Genomic DNA, 15,399 nt, shown 5'->3' with positions numbered 1-15,399 from the left:
CGGAGCTCGCGCGGAGGCGGCGTCCGTTGTTGTGCTCGGAGCTAGGTGCGGTGCTCGAGGTGCTCACGATTATCAGATTCCTTGAATTGGGTGTAGGAGACGGAAATGGGTGCGAGATGTTTGACAATAACACTCGGCACATTGGTCACAATAGTATCTCTGGTAACAATATTCACTTTTTTCTTGCGGTCAAGCCAGTTTCTAAAGCGAAAGTGTGTCTCAACCCGTCTTTCGTCCGGGGTTATAGATTTGTTACAAAACGCTGGCTCCTGCGGTTTCCCGCTTCAGTGGGGTGTTCCAATGCTGCAAATTGCAAACTTGCAGAGTATATTTAGACCCCGTTCAAAATCTTGCGCTTAAGCGTTCCAACTTTGCTTTTAAGGAGCACCCCACCAGTGACTAATACCGAGTTCCGTAACGTCGCCATCGTCGCCCACGTTGACCACGGTAAGACCACCCTCGTCAACGGCATGCTGGAGCAGTCCGGCGCCTTCGGTGACCACGGCGAGCACACGGACCGCGTCATGGACTCCAATGACCAGGAGCGCGAGCGCGGCATTACCATTCTGGCGAAGAACACCGCTATTCACCGCAAGGGTCTGGGCAAGGACGGCGGCGACCTCATCATCAACGTCATCGACACCCCAGGCCACGCCGACTTCGGTGGCGAGGTCGAGCGCGGTATCTCCATGGTTGACGGCGTCGTGCTGCTTGTCGACGCCTCCGAAGGCCCGCTGCCACAGACCCGCTTCGTTCTGACCAAGGCTCTGGAAGCCAAGCTGCCGGTCATCATCTGCGTTAACAAGACCGACCGCCCAGACGCTCGTATCGACGAGGTTGTCAACGAGTCCCACGACCTCCTGCTGGAAATCGCCTCCGGCCTAGAGGATGAGGAAGCAGCTGCTGCTGCAGAAACACTGTTGGATCTGCCGGTACTCTACGCTTCTGGCCGTGAGGGCAAGGCTTCCACCGAGAACCCAGGCGACGGCAACGTTCCTGCGGCTGAGGACCTGCAGGCGCTCTTCGACGTCATCTACGAGGTTCTGCCGGAGCCATCCGCTTCCGTCGACGGCCCGTTGCAGGCGCACGTGGCCAACCTTGACTCCTCTGACTTCCTCGGCCGTATCGCTTTGCTGCGTATCTACTCCGGTAAGATCAAGAAGGGCCAGCAGGTTGCCTGGATCTCCTGGGATGAGGACGGCAACGAGGTTGTCAAGAACGTTAAGGTTGCCGAGCTGCTGCGTACCGTCGGCTTCGAGCGCCAGCCAGAGACCGAGGCTATTGCCGGCGACATCGTCGCCATCTCCGGTATCCCAGAGATCATGATTGGCGATACTATCGCTGACGTTGAAAACCCGGTTGCTCTGCCGCAGATTCACGTTGATGAGCCGGCAATCTCTATGACCATCGGCGTTAACACCTCCCCAATGGCTGGCCAGGGCGGTGGCGACAAGCTGACCGCACGTATGGTCAAGGCTCGTTTGGACCAGGAGCTTATCGGTAATGTGTCCCTGAAGGTTCTGCCGACCGAGCGTCCTGACGCTTGGGAGGTACAGGGCCGCGGCGAGATGGCGCTGTCCGTTCTGATTGAGAACATGCGCCGAGAGGGCTTCGAGATGACCGTGGGTAAGCCACAGGTTGTTACCCAGGTTGTCGATGGCAAGACCATGGAGCCATACGAGATGCTCACCATCGATACTCCTTCCGAGTACCAGGGCGCCGTTACCCAGCTGCTGGCTACCCGCAAGGGCCAGATGCAGTCCATGGACGTTCGCGAGGGTGACTGGGTACGCATGATCTTCCGCGTTCCGGCGCGTGGCCTCATCGGCTTCCGCACCCAGTTCCTGACCGAGACCCGCGGTGCAGGTATCGCTAACTCCATCGCCGATGGCCTGGATAGCTGGGCAGGCGAGATCAAGTCCCGTCCGACCGGCTCCCTGGTTGCTGACCGCTCCGGCCAGATCACCGCATACGCACTGCAGCAGCTGGCTGACCGCGGCGAGTTCTTCGTCGAGCCAGGCATGGAGGCTTACGAGGGCATGGTCGTTGGCGCTAACAACCGTGATGAGGATATGGACATCAACATCACCAAGGAAAAGAAGCTGACCAACATGCGTTCTGCCACCGCAGACGCAACCGTCACCCTGGCAAAGGCGCGTACCCTTTCCCTGGACGAGGCGCTTGAGTTCTGTGGCAACGACGAGTGCGTCGAGGTTGCTCCGAACGTCATGCGAGTGCGTAAGGTCGAGCTTTCCGCTACCGACCGTAAGCGTGCAGCTTCCCGTGCGAAGCAGCTCAACAAGTAACGCTTAGGAGATTAAAGCGCGGCCGTTTTGGGGTCACGCTTTTTCTTTTGCCAGAAAACCTGCATTCGAACCATCGAAGGGCGCCAAAAGGCGCCCAAAAGAGCCACTCGATGGTTCGAATGCAGGTTGCTTTCTCTCGTGCTAGCTTGAGCATCGAAACTGGATGATGCCAATGCAAGGGGGAGGGGCAAGCATGCAACCAGTATCGGGGCTTAGTCGATCGAAAATAGCTGCCCGCGTGCGCTCGGGGGAAATAACAAAAATTGCTCGCGGGATTTATGTGTGGGGTAAACCGAACCCGCGGGATGTCCTCACGTTGCTAACAGCCAAGCACGGATGTTGCGCAACGGGGAATACAGCAGCTCAATTGCTGAGTGAACAAGACCTTAGTTTTCCAGTCATCGTGGCAGGCCCACACAAGATGCGAAGCGGTGCACTGTTTACCTATAAACGCAGCCAAGTCAGAGACCACTTTGAATATGAAGGTCTTAAAGTACACAATCCGCTCGCGGCCGCGGCTTTTGCAGAGCGCACTCAAGCAGTAGAAATGCTCGAAGCGGTCTACCGAGGACGACGTAGCAGAACGCGGCTTGAAGAAGATAGAAGAAAGCTTGCTCGCCTAGACTCGAGAACGCAGGAAGCGTTGTCAGAAGCAGTCCTATTCACCGATTCTTCGGCGGAAATTAAGGTGGCCCGCGGATTACAAGATGCGGGAATGGACGTTGAGTGCAATTACTTCATCGGTGTTTATACATGGGACATCGTATTAAAGGACAAGCGAATTGCCATCGAAATTAATGGTCGGAAATTTCACTCAGCACTGGATACCTGGATAAAGGATCACTGGAAGAACAATGACGCCGTGCTTCGCGGGTGGCGCACCTTGCGCTACACGGGGCATTGCGTGGCGCATCATCTCCCAGCCATCATCGAGCAAGTTCGTACTGCGGACCAACCGGATTTTGGCAGTGCTCCTCATCAGCAAACTGGTACGTGGCACCTGGCGGTCTTGCGGCTTCTCAATCCACATTTCTTCATGTATTAAAACAACCTGCATTCGAACCATCGAAGGGCGCCAAAAGGCACCCAAGAGAGCTACTCGATGGTTCGAATGCAGCTGGAGAGCGCCGTAAACACAGCGTCAGATTCCAAGCAATGCCGGCCCTCCGACTAAAGTGGTTTCAGATCTAGGTAGAAGGGCGGTATCAAAGTGCGAAAGCTTGGCGCGGCAGTGGTTGCCTCATCACTTTGCGTGCTCACCTCGTGCATGGCCAATCCAGGCCCGCCGCCCGTCGAGGACAAGCCAGCTGCCGAGAGCACCCAGACCGAAACGCCGACGCCCGAGAAGAAGGAAAAAGAGGACGGCGTCGAGCGCGAGACCGTCGCCATCGGCGTCGATCCGCTCCGCGGCGGACTCAATCCGCATCTGGTAGCCAACAACAGCGAGCTGGTCAGCCAGATTGCAGAGCTCGTCCTTCCTTCTGCTTTCCACGGCGAACACATGGATTCCGATGTGCTGGCCAGCGCGGCGGAGGTAGAGCCGCCGAAAGGTGTTGCCCAGCGCGTGGTGTACAAGATTGCCTCACCGGCGCAATGGTCCGATGGCACTCCGATTAGCGGCAGTGACTTTCACTACCTGTGGACCCAAATGACCTCCAACCCCGGAGTGGTGGACCCAGCGGGCTACTTCGCCATCGAGGACATCAGCACGACCTCGGCAGGGCGCGTTGTGGTGGTGGATTTTAAGCAGCGCGTATCCGATTGGCACCGCCTTTTCGCTCACCTTCTTCCTTCGCACCTGCTGCAGGACGCCGAGTTCACGGCAGCTCTTGCCGACGGCATCCCTGCATCCGCTGGGCGCTATGCCGTCGAGGCCGTCGATCGCGGCAGGGGAGTTATTACCCTGAATCGCAACGACCGCTTCTGGGGTGCGGGGCCCGCGCTTGTCGACGTCGTCCAGCTGCGTGCTGTCCGTGATACCAGTCAGGCGGTCAACATGTTGCGCTCGGGCCAGGTGGGATTCGTGGACTTTACTCCGGAACAAACCTCGCTGGAGAGCCTCAGTTTGCTGAGCAACGTCAACGCCGGGACCGTGACCCGTAATCGCCAGCTGCGCCTGCACCTTTCCGCCCGGGAAGGCGCGTTGCCAGAGCAACGCCAGCGTCGTGCTTTGGCCTCGCTCATTGAGACCGACCAGGTCGCTCGCCTGGCGGCGGGCCGTGCCTCGGAGTTGCGTCCAGGCCAAAACCCGGTCAACGAAGAAGTAGACCTGACGCCACTTCGCGAGCGCGCGGGCCGCAAGCCGCTGCGCATTGCAGCTGATCCCACGCATCCGGAAGCTATGGCGGCTGCCAGCACCATCGTCGACGTCCTCGAAGCGCAAGCAATTAGTGCAGAGGTAGTCTCTGACCGCACTCAAACCATTGCCGGCGAGATGCTGCCGGAGGCAGAGGTGGATGCCGTGGTGGCCTGGGAGAATGCAAACGTGTCTCCGGAGAGTCTGGCGAGCCTCTATATGTGTGAAAACGACGAGGTACGCGCCGGCGATATCTCCGGCTTTTGCCCTGCCGAGGCAGAGGACATGCGCGGCGAAATCTTGTCTGGGCGTATCAATCCTGATGCCGCCTTGGAAAAGGTCCGCAAACTCAATTCTGACGAGGTGCTTTACGTACCTTTGATGGACGAGGTGCGTATCCATGCTTTGGGCAGGGGTATCCTTGGGCCCGGTCAACGCATCGAAGATTGGGATGCAGGGCTTATTACGGCACCGATGTGGAGGAAAGATGAAAAATAATGATTTGCGCGGTTACCGCGTGGTGGCCGTACATGCTCACCCAGATGACGAGGTGCTTTTTACCGGCGGAACGCTCGCTGACATGGCTGCAAGGGGCGCCGAGGTCACGGTCATCACGGCCACGCTCGGCGAGGAAGGCGAGGTCATTGGCACGCCTTATCAAGGCCTGTGCAATGCAGACCAGCTAGGCGGTTTCAGGGCACGTGAGCTTTCCGACGCCCTCGATATCTTGGGCGTCCACGGTATTCAACTCGGCGGCTTTGGCTTCTTCCGCGATTCCGGCATGGAGGGCTCACCGGCTCACGAGAATCCGCGTGCCTTGGTGCGCCGCATTGACGAGGCGGCAGACTTGTTGCGCGAGCACTTTGCGCAGCTTCGCCCGCATATCGTGCTGACATACGGACCGGACGGCGGCTATGGCCACCCGGACCACATCGCCGTGCACCAGGCAGTCCACGCGGCCGCAGCACCAGACCAGCGCATCTGGTGGGCAATCTTCGAACGTGGTGCGCACTACAGCGCGCTTGAAACCATCGGCGCACCGGAGGGCTGGCGAAAGCCGGACCGGGGTTACCTCGACAATTTCACCAACGAGGGCGCTGACGTGGAATACCGGCTTGACGATGCCGCGCTAGCCGCCAAGCGTCGCGCCATGGTCGCCCATGCCACGCAGATTTGGGTGGCTGACTCCACAGTGACCCAGACGAACCCGGTAGCGGCTGCGGCGGCCATTGGGGACCCGGCGGCGTCGCCAAGCGCATATGGCCTGTCCAACCTCCTTGTTATGCCGTTGTTGCGTGCTGAGCACTACCAGCTGGGGCAGGGCGAGCCTGCAGAAGCGCTGCTGGAGGGCCTGTGATTTTGAATGAATACTCACGCGGCGAGCAGATAACCGGCCTGGCCTGGCTGTGCCTAGGCGCGCTGACCTCCCTGGTTCTAGAAGTTGTCTACCTCACCGCCAGGTTGCCGCTGCCGGGTGGGACGAGCGTGGCTTTTCCCATCACGATCGTTCTAGCCTGGTGGTTTAATACAGTGCTCACGCGCACAGCAAGGCTCTGGAGTGATAATGCCTACATCGGGCTTGTTCCTTTGGCGGCTTGGCTGCTGGGATACTTCGCATTCGTGCTGGGTGTGGTCGTGACCGGCGATATGTGGCTGGCCAATAATATTCTTTCGCTCCTGCTGTTAATCGCCGGAATCGGGGGCGGAATTTTCCCATTTTTTGTCCAAAAGTGACATACTGTTAGACATCCCAAAACCCGTGAAAACAGGAGTTTTAGCACCTCATGACTTACACTATCGCGCAGCCATGCGTCGATGTGATGGACCGCGCTTGCGTTGAAGAGTGCCCCGTCGATTGCATCTACGAAGGCAAGCGCTCCCTGTACATCCATCCTGACGAGTGCGTAGACTGCGGCGCTTGTGAGCCTGCTTGCCCAGTTGAGGCAATCTTCTACGAGGATGACGTTCCGGATGAGTGGATTGATTACAACGACGCTAACGCTGCGTTCTTTGATGATCTTGGCTCCCCGGGTGGTGCTGCAGCGCTTGGTCCACAGGACTTCGACGCTCCAATGATTGCGGCCCTGCCTCCGCAGAACCAGGATTAATTTCTGCTGCCCGGACCTCACGCATTTGGGTCCGGGCTTTAACTTTTCCCGCTGCCTACCTTGTAAATAAGGAGCTTGACCTAAGAATGGCTCGTCAACCGCTTGGAAATAGCCTGCCGGACTTTCCGTGGAACTCGCTTGCTGAGGCGAAGAAGAAGGCTCAGTCGCACCCAGATGGCATCGTGGATCTTTCCGTGGGCAACCCGGTCGATCCGGTAGCTCCGGGCGTGCAGCTGGCGATGGCTTCGAACGCGGAGGCACCCGGCTATCCCACCACGGCGGGCACTGCGCAGCTACAGGAAGCCATCCGCGGTAATGTTGCCCGCCGCACGGGCACTCAACCTTCCTCCTTCGGCGTACTGCCGGTAATCGGCTTGAAGGAGTCTATCGCTTGGCTGCCGACGCTGCTGGGCATGCGCGGCCAGCGCGTCATCATCCCTTCCGTGGCTTATCCGACTTACGAGGTGGGCGCGCTGATTGCTGGCGCACACCCAGAGCGCGCGGACGATCCTCGCGACTTTGGCGATGCAGAGCTGGCCTTTATCAACTCGCCGTCGAACCCGACCGGCCGAGTAAAGACCGTGGAAGAGATGCGTGCCGTGGTGGCATGGGCGCGTGAGAACAACGTCATTGTGGCCTCTGACGAGTGCTACTTGGCGTTGGCATGGGACGACGAGAAGAAGCCGGTTTCCATCTTGGATCCGCGCGTGACTGACGGCGATAACACGGGTCTTATCGCGATGCACTCGTTGTCGAAGTCCCATAACCTGGCCTCTTATCGCACGGGCTTTTTCGCGGGTGATGAGGCGCTTATCGCGGAGCTTCTCGAGCTGCGCAAGCACGCAGGCCTTATCGTTCCAGGGCCGATTCAGGCTGCGATGGTTGAAGCGCTAAACGACGACGATTCTGCGACGCTGCAGGTGCGCCACTATGCCGCCCGCCGCGCTAAGCTCCTGCGCGCACTAACTGGCGCCGGCTTTCGCATCGAGCACTCTGAGGCCAGCATGTACCTGTGGGCGACCCGCGATGAGCAGTGCCGCATTACCGTAGATTGGCTGGCCGAGCGCGGAATCTTGGTTGCCCCGGGTGACTTTTATGGCCCATCGGGTGATAAGTTCGTGCGCATCGGCTTGAACGGCACTGATGAGCGTATCGATGCCGCTGTGGCCCGCCTTGCTGCTGACAACTAGCCCGTGACCTATCGCCCGCCAGCCCGCGAGGGGATTTCTCCGCGCAAAGTAGTCCTGCAGGCAGTCGTGCCCGCGGACACCGAGTACTTCGCGGCCGCGGCGGGCGATTCGCCGTTTTCACCGGGGCAGCTTCTGCCTGCGGGAATGGCGCTTTCACGTCCGGTCCCTGCCTGGTATCACCCTGATGTGCCCGAAGAGAAGCCGATTCCCTTCGATTACACGGTGCTTTATGAAGACCGCGACCTCATCGTCGTGGACAAGCCACACTTTTTACCCACGACCAGCAATGGGCGATTGGTGCGCGAGACCCTACAGACACGCCTGCGCGTGGATTTCGGTGAAGATGACATTGTGCCGCTGCACCGCCTCGACCGCCTGACTGCCGGGGTAGTGGTGTGCTCACGCAACCCTCGCACACGCGGGAGGTATCAGAGGCTTTTTGCTGAGCGCAAAGTAACCAAGACCTACCATGCGCGCCTTTCTGCCTGCCTGGAATACTCCGGAACGGTTGAGCTTTCCATGCACAAGGTCAAAGGTAGCCGCCAAGTCTCGCTCGGCGGTACGCCCACGTTGACCCAAGTGGAGGCACACGGCTATACGGCCTCGCTCATTCCGCACACGGGGCATACCCACCAGCTGCGGGTGGTCTGTAACTACTTAGGCGCTCCCATCCAAGGCGACGACACCTACCCGGTAGACCGCGGACTCAACCTCTACGACTTTTCCTCGCCTCTCCAACTCGTGGCGCACCGCCTAGAGTTTGCAGATCCGTTATCCGGCACACGCCGCGAATTTTCCACTTTGCGGCAATTGGGCGGTAACCTGATTTAGTTATCGATTAACCGGAAAGAGGAACGCGTGAGCTCATCAGTTGCCGCTGGGCGTTTTGCGTCCAATATGGGCCAATTTATCAAGTTTGGCATGGTCGGCGGATCGGGCACGGTGGTCAACCTGGCGGTGTCATACATCGCAGTCAAAATTGCACTAGCCACCAGTGGCATTACGCCCGATGACCCCTTTGTGAATCTTTTCGGTTCCGCGTTCCATGTTCGTTGGTACCACGTGTTTCAGACCATCGCTTTCCTCGTAGCGAATACCTGGAACTACCAGCTCAATCGCATGTGGACTTTCAAATCGGTGGAAAAGGTCTCCTGGCTTCGGGGCTACGTTGCGTTTCTTGTTGCGGGACTGGGGGCGTATGTCGTCAGCCTTTTGCTTTTGACCTTGTTTATGAACCCGAATTCGCCGGTTGGTCTACCCACGGATATTTTCGATAATTCCACTGGATTACGCACCAAGTTTTACTGGGCTACTGCGGGATCCATCCTGCTTGCGATGCCGATTAACTTCATCATTAATAAGCTGTGGACCTTCCGCTCTAGCCCGAAGGCCCCAGTCTTGGTCGAGCACACCGAGCCGGCTTAAGCTGGCTGGCCCAGGTTGGGCTCTCTCGACGGCCGCTGAAAACGAGCTGTTTGGTCCTTTCCCCCGGCAAAGGGCGCCGAGCAAAAGGACCAAAAGAGGAGTGTCACACGAGGGGACTAGGAAGCCAGATGGTGAGGAACCTCTTGATTAGCCCTCTAGCTGGCTGTCCAAGCGCTGCTGGTCGCGGCCATTTTGCCACTTTAGGAAAATGGGACCGAGGATGAGTACCGCAGCTATACCTGTGAATGCGCCGATTACGAGACCGTTGTCGAAATCGCTGTCGATGCTGAGTTTCATAGCGAGTCCAGCGAAAAGCGCAATGGTGGGGACCAGCATCAAGATTATGCCTGTCCAAGAACGCATCTTGTTCGGACGCGGAACACGCTTTTTCATCCAATGCGCCGAGACAAATTCTGCAATCGCGAGCGCGACGATGGGCGAGAGGCTCCACAAGGAAAGTCGGCCCGGCAGGACCCACGCTAATAGCGCGGACACGCAGTAGACGGTAAACAAGGCAGTGGTGTAGCCAATGGCATAGGTCTTGAAGTAGGTTTCCTCTTCGAACTCATCGAGCGAGTAGCTTGCAATCTCTTTGAAGGTCAGGTTGGCAAAGAAGCCATCGTTGTTATTAGCCATTATCGTTCACGCTTTCTGGGTTGTTGTTGAAGACTTCTTCCACGGACTTGCCGAGCACCTTGCAGATGTCTAGTGCCAAGTACACGGAAGGCGAGTAGTTACCTTTTTCGATGTTCGCGATGGTCTGCCGGGAAACGCCTACCTCAGCGGCGAGGTCTGCCTGGGTCATTTCCAGCCATCGACGCCACTTGCGAACCATATTGGAGTGTTCGGGCATGATGTAAAGCTTTCAAGTTTCTATGTCGTGCTTACATCCCTAAATGTAAAGGATCATTGTCATCATGTCAAGAGTGGTGCCGCAAAACGTCAAATCCCCGGGTCAGCGTTTGGAAGGAAACAGCTGGCCCGGGGATTATTCGAGGCGAATCGCTAGGGCTTGGCGACGTCCGGCAGCGGCAGCGTCGAAGTAGGCGAAATGCCGCGCGCCTTGGCGTTGAGTACGCCCGCAAACGCAAGGACGACGAACATCGCACCGGCGGACAGTAGCTGGACGCGAGCGGAGGCGTCAGTCAGCATGAGTACCGCAATCGCTGCGAAGACGGCCAATGCAAACCACGTCAGGTACGGGAAAGCCCACATGCGGATGGGCAGCGGGTGAATGGCCTCAAGCTGGCGGCGCAGGCGCAGCTGGCTGACCGCGATGAAGACCCACACGATGAGCAGGGAGGCGCCCGCCGCATTGAGCATGAAGGACAACAACCAGCCGGTGTCGGCATAGTTGAGCACGACCATGATGACCGAGAGAATGACCGAAAGCGCAATCGCGTGCGTCGGAACACCCTGTGCATTGGTCTTCGTGAAGATCTTCGGTGCTTCGTGGCGAGAGGCCAGCGAGTGCATCATGCGGGAGGAAGCGTAGATCTGAGCATTGAATGCGGAAAGCAGTGCCAACACGATGATGACTTCCATGAATCCCGCAGCGCCCTTAATTCCTGCATGGTCGAGAACCTGAGTGAATGGCGATTGCGCCGCGGTATCAGCGTTACCCAGCGAGGAGTAGGGAAGCAGAAAGGTAATTACCAAAACGGAGCCCAAGTAGAACACCGAGATGCGCAGGATGGTCGTGCGAACGGCGTTGACCAAGGACTTTTCCGGATCTTCAGACTCAGCCGCCGCGATGGCGACGACCTCAATGCCGCCGAAAGCGAATGCCACGGCGAGCAGGCCAGCGGCGACGCCGCCCAAGCCATTCGGCATGAAGCCGTCATCCAAAAAGACCTTGGTGCCAATTGCTTCATGCCCAGGCAGAAGACCAAAAATAAGCAGGAAGCCGACAATCAAAAAGGCCACGATGACGAGGACCTTGATGGCGGCGAACCAGTACTCAAACTCGCCGAAGAGTCGAACGCGCAGCAGGTTCACGATTCCAAAGAACGCCACGCAAATAGCCGCGGGAATCCATGGGGAAACACCGAACCAAGAACCGATGAAGCCGGCGGCGCCGGTGATCTCAGCGCCCAGCACGGCCACGGTGGCTAGCCAATAAATCCAGCCTTGTGTAAAGCCTGCCCAGCGGCCGATGCCGTGTTCGGCATATTCGGAAAAGGAGCCGGAGGCGGGGATGACGGTACCCATCTCGCCGAGCATTTGCATTACCAAGATGGCTAATAAGCCTGCGATGCAATAGGCGAGGAGGACGGCAGGGCCTGCAGCCGAGATGCCGACGCCGGTTCCGAGGAAGAGACCGGCGCCGATGGTGGAGCCCAGGCCCATCATGGTCAGATGGCGGACCTTGAGGCCTTTGCCAAGATTTTGCGTGGATTTATTGCTATCGGTCACCCGAATAGTTTAAGCCATGACTAAATCCACGAGTCGGCGGGCTTAGTTCTTGTGCAGATCCTCGTTGAGAGCGATTGCATCAGACTTCCATTCGGTGGCCTCAACGGCGCCGGAAACGGAGTTGCGGCGCAGCAGGAAGCCCGATGCGCCGGAGAGCTGGGAGCCCTTGACGGTGGAGCCTTCCTCCACGCCCAGTGCCTCGGCAACCTTTCCGAAGACGCTTACCTTCGTGCCGGCGGTGACGTAGAGGCCGGCTTCGACAACTGCGTCGTTGCCAAGCGATATGCCGATACCGGAGTTAGCGCCGAGCAGGCAGCGCTCACCGATGGAGATGACTTCCTTGCCGCCACCGGAAAGCGTGCCCATGATGGAGGCGCCGCCGCCGATATCGGAGCCGTCACCGACAACAACTCCTGCAGAGATGCGGCCTTCGACCATGGAGGCGCCCAGGGTGCCAGCATTGAAGTTGACGAAGCCTTCGTGCATGACGGTGGTGCCCTCAGCCAGGTGAGCGCCCAAGCGGACGCGGTCAGCATCGCCGATGCGCACGCCGGTTGGCACAACGTAGTCCACCATGCGCGGGAACTTGTCTACGGAGTAGACGGTGACCGGGCCGCGGGAGGACAGGCGGCCGCGGATCATCTGGAAGTCAGCCACAGCGCATGGGCCGTAGTTGGTCCACACAACGTTGGCCAGAAGTCCGAAGATGCCGTCCATGTTCAGACCGTGCGGCTTGACGGCACGGTGCGAGAGCAGGTGTAGGCGCAGGTATGCGTCATATGCGTCCAGCGGCGCATCATCCAAGTCCTTAATGGCGGTCTCAACCGCCACGCGGGCGACGCCGCGCTCCTCATCCGGGCCCGCCAAGGCGGCGAACTGCTGAGGGGTCTCTTCCAAGCGAGTGGTGCCGGACTCGGTTACCGGGGCGTCATCGCCGATATGAACGGCGGGGAACCACACGTCGAGAACGGTCCCATCGTGGGTAAGGGTGGCAAGGCCGCGTGCGGATGCAGAAGTCATAGCTTTAGGAAAAACCTTCACAAATGCGGGGTAGAGCCTAGCGAAAACTAGGCCATTTCTTTCACCGCTAGAGCATACACAGCTACTTCGACACCGTGTTTACTTGGCGAGGTTTTGTGAGGCGGGACGCAACGATGAGCACGACGGTCAGCGCACTCACTGCAAGGACCTGGTTGCGTGCGGATGGGTCGAAGAGCATGAGAACAACCAATGCGGCAATCGCCAGCAGGGTGGCCCATGGCAGAACCGGGTAGGCGATGACCTCGACGGCGGAAAGCTCACCGTTCTTCTTCATGATTGGGTGCAGCTTCAAGTAGGACAAAACCACGAAGGTCCAGATCACTAGCAGGCAGCCGCCGACTGCATTGAAGAGGAAGGACAGAAGTCCTGGCGGATTCCAGAACTGCAGCAGCACGGAGCCGAATGCGAAAAGCATGGACAAGATGACGGCGAAGACTGGGGAGCCCGATGGGTTCTGCTTTTTAAAGATAGCCGGTGCCGAGCCGTCCTTAGCCATGTCGAAAATTACGCGGGAGGTGGAGTAGATCTGCGCGTTGAATGCAGAAAGCAGGGCCAAAGCGATGATGACTTCCATAAAGCCCGCGGCGAATGGGATTTGCGCGGCCTCTAGCACCAGGGTGAATGGGGAATCGGCGGCTGCATCGGCATCTTGGATGTATTTAAATGGCAAAACCATGGTGATGACCACGATGGCGCCAATGTAGAAGACCATGATGCGGAAGATAACCGCACGCACGGCGGTCGCGACGTTGCGTGCAGGATCCTCCGACTCGGCGGCGGCGATGGTTACCATCTCAATACCGCCGAAGGCGAATGCAACGGCGAGCAATCCGGAAGCAAAGCCCGGCATGCCATTCGGAAGGAAGTTCTCCGTGAAGTTGGTGCTTGCGAGGTCGCCGTTGAAGCCTGGCAGCACGCCAATCAGCATCAGTACGCCCACTGCCAGGAAAGCTAGGATGACGGCCACCTTGATGATGGCGAACCAGAATTCGAACTCGCCGAATCCACGAACAGCTGCAAAGTTGACCACCGCGAAGAAGGAGACTGCGATAAGGGCGGGAATCCACGCCGCGATGTTAAACCAGGAGGCGATAATTGCGGCAGCGCCCGTAATCTCGGCTCCCATCACCATCACTAGCATGAACCAGAACAACCAGCCCAGGGTAAAGCGTGCCCAATTGCCAAAAGCTTGGCCGGCATAGGTGGAAAAGGATCCTAGCGAGGGGCGGGCTGCTGCCATCTCGCCGAGCATCCACATGATGGCGCCGACCAAGAGGCCGGCGACTGCATAGGAAAGCAGAACCGAGGTACCGGACATTTGGATTCCCAGGCCAACGCCTAGAAAGAGGCCTGCGCCAACCGCAGACCCGAGCCCCATCATCGTGAGGTGGCGTGTCTTGAGCTGCTGTGAGGTTTCTGCCATATCAATGCACCTTTTGTGATTTAGAACAAAGTATTGAGAGGTATATTACACAATGCAGCCATCGTGCAAGGTCGCTACGATGGCGCTTTGTGACTTTAGATCTCTTTGCCTCCCCAATCGAATTGACCAAAGCGCTCGTAGACATCCCGAGCCCCTCTCACCATGAGGAGGAGATCGCCGATGCAATAGAGGCAGCCCTACGGGGCCTTGATAATGACAAGATCGAAGTGCTGCGATACGCAAACACCGTCTGCGCCCGCACCAATCGCGGGCTCGAATCCCGCGTGATTCTGGCTGGCCACATCGATACCGTCCCGCTGGCGGATAACGTTCCCCACCACATGGAAGGCGATGTCATGTGGGGCTGTGGCACCGTCGATATGAAGTCTGGCATGGCCGTGTACCTGCACGCTTTTGCTGCGCTTTACGACGCCCCCGACCTCGCCCATGACTTAACAGTCATTGCTTACGAGGGGGAGGAAGTCTCCTCGGAATTTAATGGGCTGGGACATCTGCAAAAAGACCACCCCGAGTGGCTGCACGGCGATCTAGCTCTTTTGGGAGAGCCTTCCGGCGCCATGATCGAGGCCGGCTGCCAGGGTACCATCCGTCTCCGCATCACGGCGCACGGAACCCGCGCTCATTCCGCGCGTGCCTGGCTGGGGTCTAATGCTGCTCATAAACTGGCACCGATCATGGTCAACGTGGCGAACTACGCTCCGCGCGAGGTCACCATTGATGGTTGTACCTATAAGGAAGGTCTCAACATCGTGCATCTGGAATCCGGAGTAGCAACCAACACCATTCCAGATGAGGCATGGATGTTTGTGAACTTCCGCTTCGCGCCAGACCGGAGCTTGTGCGAGGCCATGGCGCATATGCGCGAGGTTATCGGAGAGCATGAAAACATCACCATTGAGGTTGATGACGAATCCTCCGCAGCCCTTCCAGGACTGGGCCAGCTCGCCGCTCGCGCGCTTGTCGACGCCGTCGGCGGTAACTTCCGTGCGAAATACGGCTGGACTGACGTTGCTCGTTTTTCCGAGATGGGCACTCCGGCCGTGAATTTTGGCCCGGGTGATCCAGGGTTTGCACATAAGAAAGACGAGCAGGTTCCAATTGCGCAAATTACTTCCGTGTCCGATGCTTTGATTGAGTATTTAAGCGGCGCAAACGCCAAGGAGGCCTAACCAAA

The 15,399-nt window shown here is 58.3% G+C and carries 15 protein-coding genes; 10 read left to right on the top strand and 5 right to left on the bottom strand.

What is annotated here, in order from left to right; genetic code table 11:
- The first annotated feature begins 395 nt into the window (after nucleotides 1–395).
- The 9 genes from typA (at nucleotide 396) to HMPREF3158_RS00150 (ending at nucleotide 9,325) form a co-directional block, all read left to right on the top strand.
- On the top strand, nucleotides 396–2,306 hold the full coding sequence (typA, locus tag HMPREF3158_RS00190) for a translational GTPase TypA (protein ID WP_070456224.1): 1,911 nt from the start codon (nucleotides 396–398) through the stop codon (nucleotides 2,304–2,306).
- A gap of 193 nt (nucleotides 2,307–2,499) precedes the next feature.
- Nucleotides 2,500–3,351 carry a type IV toxin-antitoxin system AbiEi family antitoxin domain-containing protein gene (locus tag HMPREF3158_RS00185; protein WP_061921728.1) on the top strand — a complete coding sequence of 284 codons (852 nt, stop codon included), beginning with the start codon at nucleotides 2,500–2,502 and terminating at the stop codon, nucleotides 3,349–3,351.
- A 165-nt stretch (nucleotides 3,352–3,516) separates the two neighbouring features.
- A complete protein-coding gene (locus tag HMPREF3158_RS00180; protein ID WP_246816148.1) occupies nucleotides 3,517–5,100 on the top strand; it encodes an ABC transporter family substrate-binding protein in 1,584 nt (527 codons plus the stop codon).
- Entirely contained in the window at nucleotides 5,090–5,959 is an 870-nt protein-coding gene (locus tag HMPREF3158_RS00175) for a PIG-L family deacetylase (protein ID WP_070496792.1), read from the top strand. Before HMPREF3158_RS00180 ends, HMPREF3158_RS00175 begins: the two co-directional genes overlap by 11 nt.
- A complete protein-coding gene (locus HMPREF3158_RS00170) occupies nucleotides 5,956–6,336 on the top strand; it encodes a hypothetical protein (protein ID WP_062035465.1) in 381 nt (126 codons plus the stop codon). The genes HMPREF3158_RS00175 and HMPREF3158_RS00170 overlap by 4 nt, the downstream gene beginning before the upstream one ends.
- A 50-nt stretch (nucleotides 6,337–6,386) precedes the next feature.
- A complete protein-coding gene (fdxA, locus tag HMPREF3158_RS00165; RefSeq protein ID WP_005531876.1) occupies nucleotides 6,387–6,710 on the top strand; it encodes a ferredoxin in 324 nt (107 codons plus the stop codon).
- Nucleotides 6,711–6,796: 86 nt separating this feature from the next.
- Entirely contained in the window at nucleotides 6,797–7,900 is a 1,104-nt protein-coding gene (dapC, locus tag HMPREF3158_RS00160) for a succinyldiaminopimelate transaminase (protein WP_070496789.1), read from the top strand.
- A gap of 3 nt (nucleotides 7,901–7,903) precedes the next feature.
- Nucleotides 7,904–8,731, top strand: a complete 828-nt coding sequence (locus HMPREF3158_RS00155) for a pseudouridine synthase (protein ID WP_070496786.1) — start codon at nucleotides 7,904–7,906, stop codon at nucleotides 8,729–8,731.
- 66 nt (nucleotides 8,732–8,797) lie between these two features.
- Nucleotides 8,798–9,325: a GtrA family protein gene (locus HMPREF3158_RS00150; RefSeq protein ID WP_062039037.1), complete on the top strand. Its 528-nt coding sequence runs from the start codon at nucleotides 8,798–8,800 to the stop codon at nucleotides 9,323–9,325.
- 147 nt (nucleotides 9,326–9,472) lie between these two features.
- Here HMPREF3158_RS00150 and HMPREF3158_RS00145 read toward each other — a convergent pair whose 3' ends face one another.
- The 5 genes from HMPREF3158_RS00145 to HMPREF3158_RS00125 form a co-directional block, all read right to left on the bottom strand.
- The gene (locus tag HMPREF3158_RS00145; protein ID WP_062035459.1) at nucleotides 9,473–9,961 is read right to left on the bottom strand and encodes a hypothetical protein; all 489 of its coding nucleotides are present in this window, start codon (nucleotides 9,959–9,961) and stop codon (nucleotides 9,473–9,475) included.
- Entirely contained in the window at nucleotides 9,954–10,178 is a 225-nt protein-coding gene (locus tag HMPREF3158_RS00140; protein ID WP_062035457.1) for a helix-turn-helix transcriptional regulator, read from the bottom strand. Before HMPREF3158_RS00140 ends, HMPREF3158_RS00145 begins: the two co-directional genes overlap by 8 nt.
- 152 nt (nucleotides 10,179–10,330) lie before the next feature.
- Entirely contained in the window at nucleotides 10,331–11,677 is a 1,347-nt protein-coding gene (locus tag HMPREF3158_RS00135; protein WP_246815625.1) for an amino acid permease, read from the bottom strand.
- Between the two features lie 105 nt (nucleotides 11,678–11,782).
- Entirely contained in the window at nucleotides 11,783–12,760 is a 978-nt protein-coding gene (gene dapD / locus HMPREF3158_RS00130; protein WP_062035452.1) for a 2,3,4,5-tetrahydropyridine-2,6-dicarboxylate N-succinyltransferase, read from the bottom strand.
- A gap of 82 nt (nucleotides 12,761–12,842) precedes the next feature.
- Nucleotides 12,843–14,204 carry an amino acid permease gene (locus HMPREF3158_RS00125; protein WP_070496784.1) on the bottom strand — a complete coding sequence of 454 codons (1,362 nt, stop codon included), beginning with the start codon at nucleotides 14,202–14,204 and terminating at the stop codon, nucleotides 12,843–12,845.
- An 89-nt stretch (nucleotides 14,205–14,293) separates the two neighbouring features.
- Here HMPREF3158_RS00125 and dapE point away from each other — a divergent pair, with 89 nt between their 5' ends.
- Nucleotides 14,294–15,394, top strand: coding sequence for a succinyl-diaminopimelate desuccinylase (dapE, locus tag HMPREF3158_RS00120; protein ID WP_070496781.1), 1,101 nt, complete (start codon nucleotides 14,294–14,296; stop codon nucleotides 15,392–15,394).
- The last annotated feature ends 5 nt before the right edge of the window (nucleotides 15,395–15,399 follow it).

This window comes from Corynebacterium sp. HMSC06G04, assembly GCF_001807365.1.
GTDB classification, from domain to species: Bacteria; Actinomycetota; Actinomycetes; order Mycobacteriales; family Mycobacteriaceae; genus Corynebacterium; species Corynebacterium simulans.
This window is presented reverse-complemented; position numbering and strand designations above follow the sequence as displayed.

Coding starts and splice junctions, on each gene's coding strand:
- HMPREF3158_RS00125 (WP_070496784.1), bottom strand. CDS start 14,204: ATGGCAGAAACCTCACAGCAGCTCAAGACACGCCACCTCACGATGATG.
- dapC (WP_070496789.1), top strand. CDS start 6,797: ATGGCTCGTCAACCGCTTGGAAATAGCCTGCCGGACTTTCCGTGGAAC.
- HMPREF3158_RS00150 (WP_062039037.1), top strand. CDS start 8,798: ATGGGCCAATTTATCAAGTTTGGCATGGTCGGCGGATCGGGCACGGTG.
- HMPREF3158_RS00140 (WP_062035457.1), bottom strand. CDS start 10,178: ATGCCCGAACACTCCAATATGGTTCGCAAGTGGCGTCGATGGCTGGAA.
- HMPREF3158_RS00135 (WP_246815625.1), bottom strand. CDS start 11,677: ATGATGGGCCTGGGCTCCACCATCGGCGCCGGTCTCTTCCTCGGAACC.
- dapD (WP_062035452.1), bottom strand. CDS start 12,760: ATGACTTCTGCATCCGCACGCGGCCTTGCCACCCTTACCCACGATGGG.
- HMPREF3158_RS00175 (WP_070496792.1), top strand. CDS start 5,090: ATGAAAAATAATGATTTGCGCGGTTACCGCGTGGTGGCCGTACATGCT.
- HMPREF3158_RS00185 (WP_061921728.1), top strand. CDS start 2,500: ATGCAACCAGTATCGGGGCTTAGTCGATCGAAAATAGCTGCCCGCGTG.
- HMPREF3158_RS00145 (WP_062035459.1), bottom strand. CDS start 9,961: ATGGCTAATAACAACGATGGCTTCTTTGCCAACCTGACCTTCAAAGAG.
- fdxA (WP_005531876.1), top strand. CDS start 6,387: ATGACTTACACTATCGCGCAGCCATGCGTCGATGTGATGGACCGCGCT.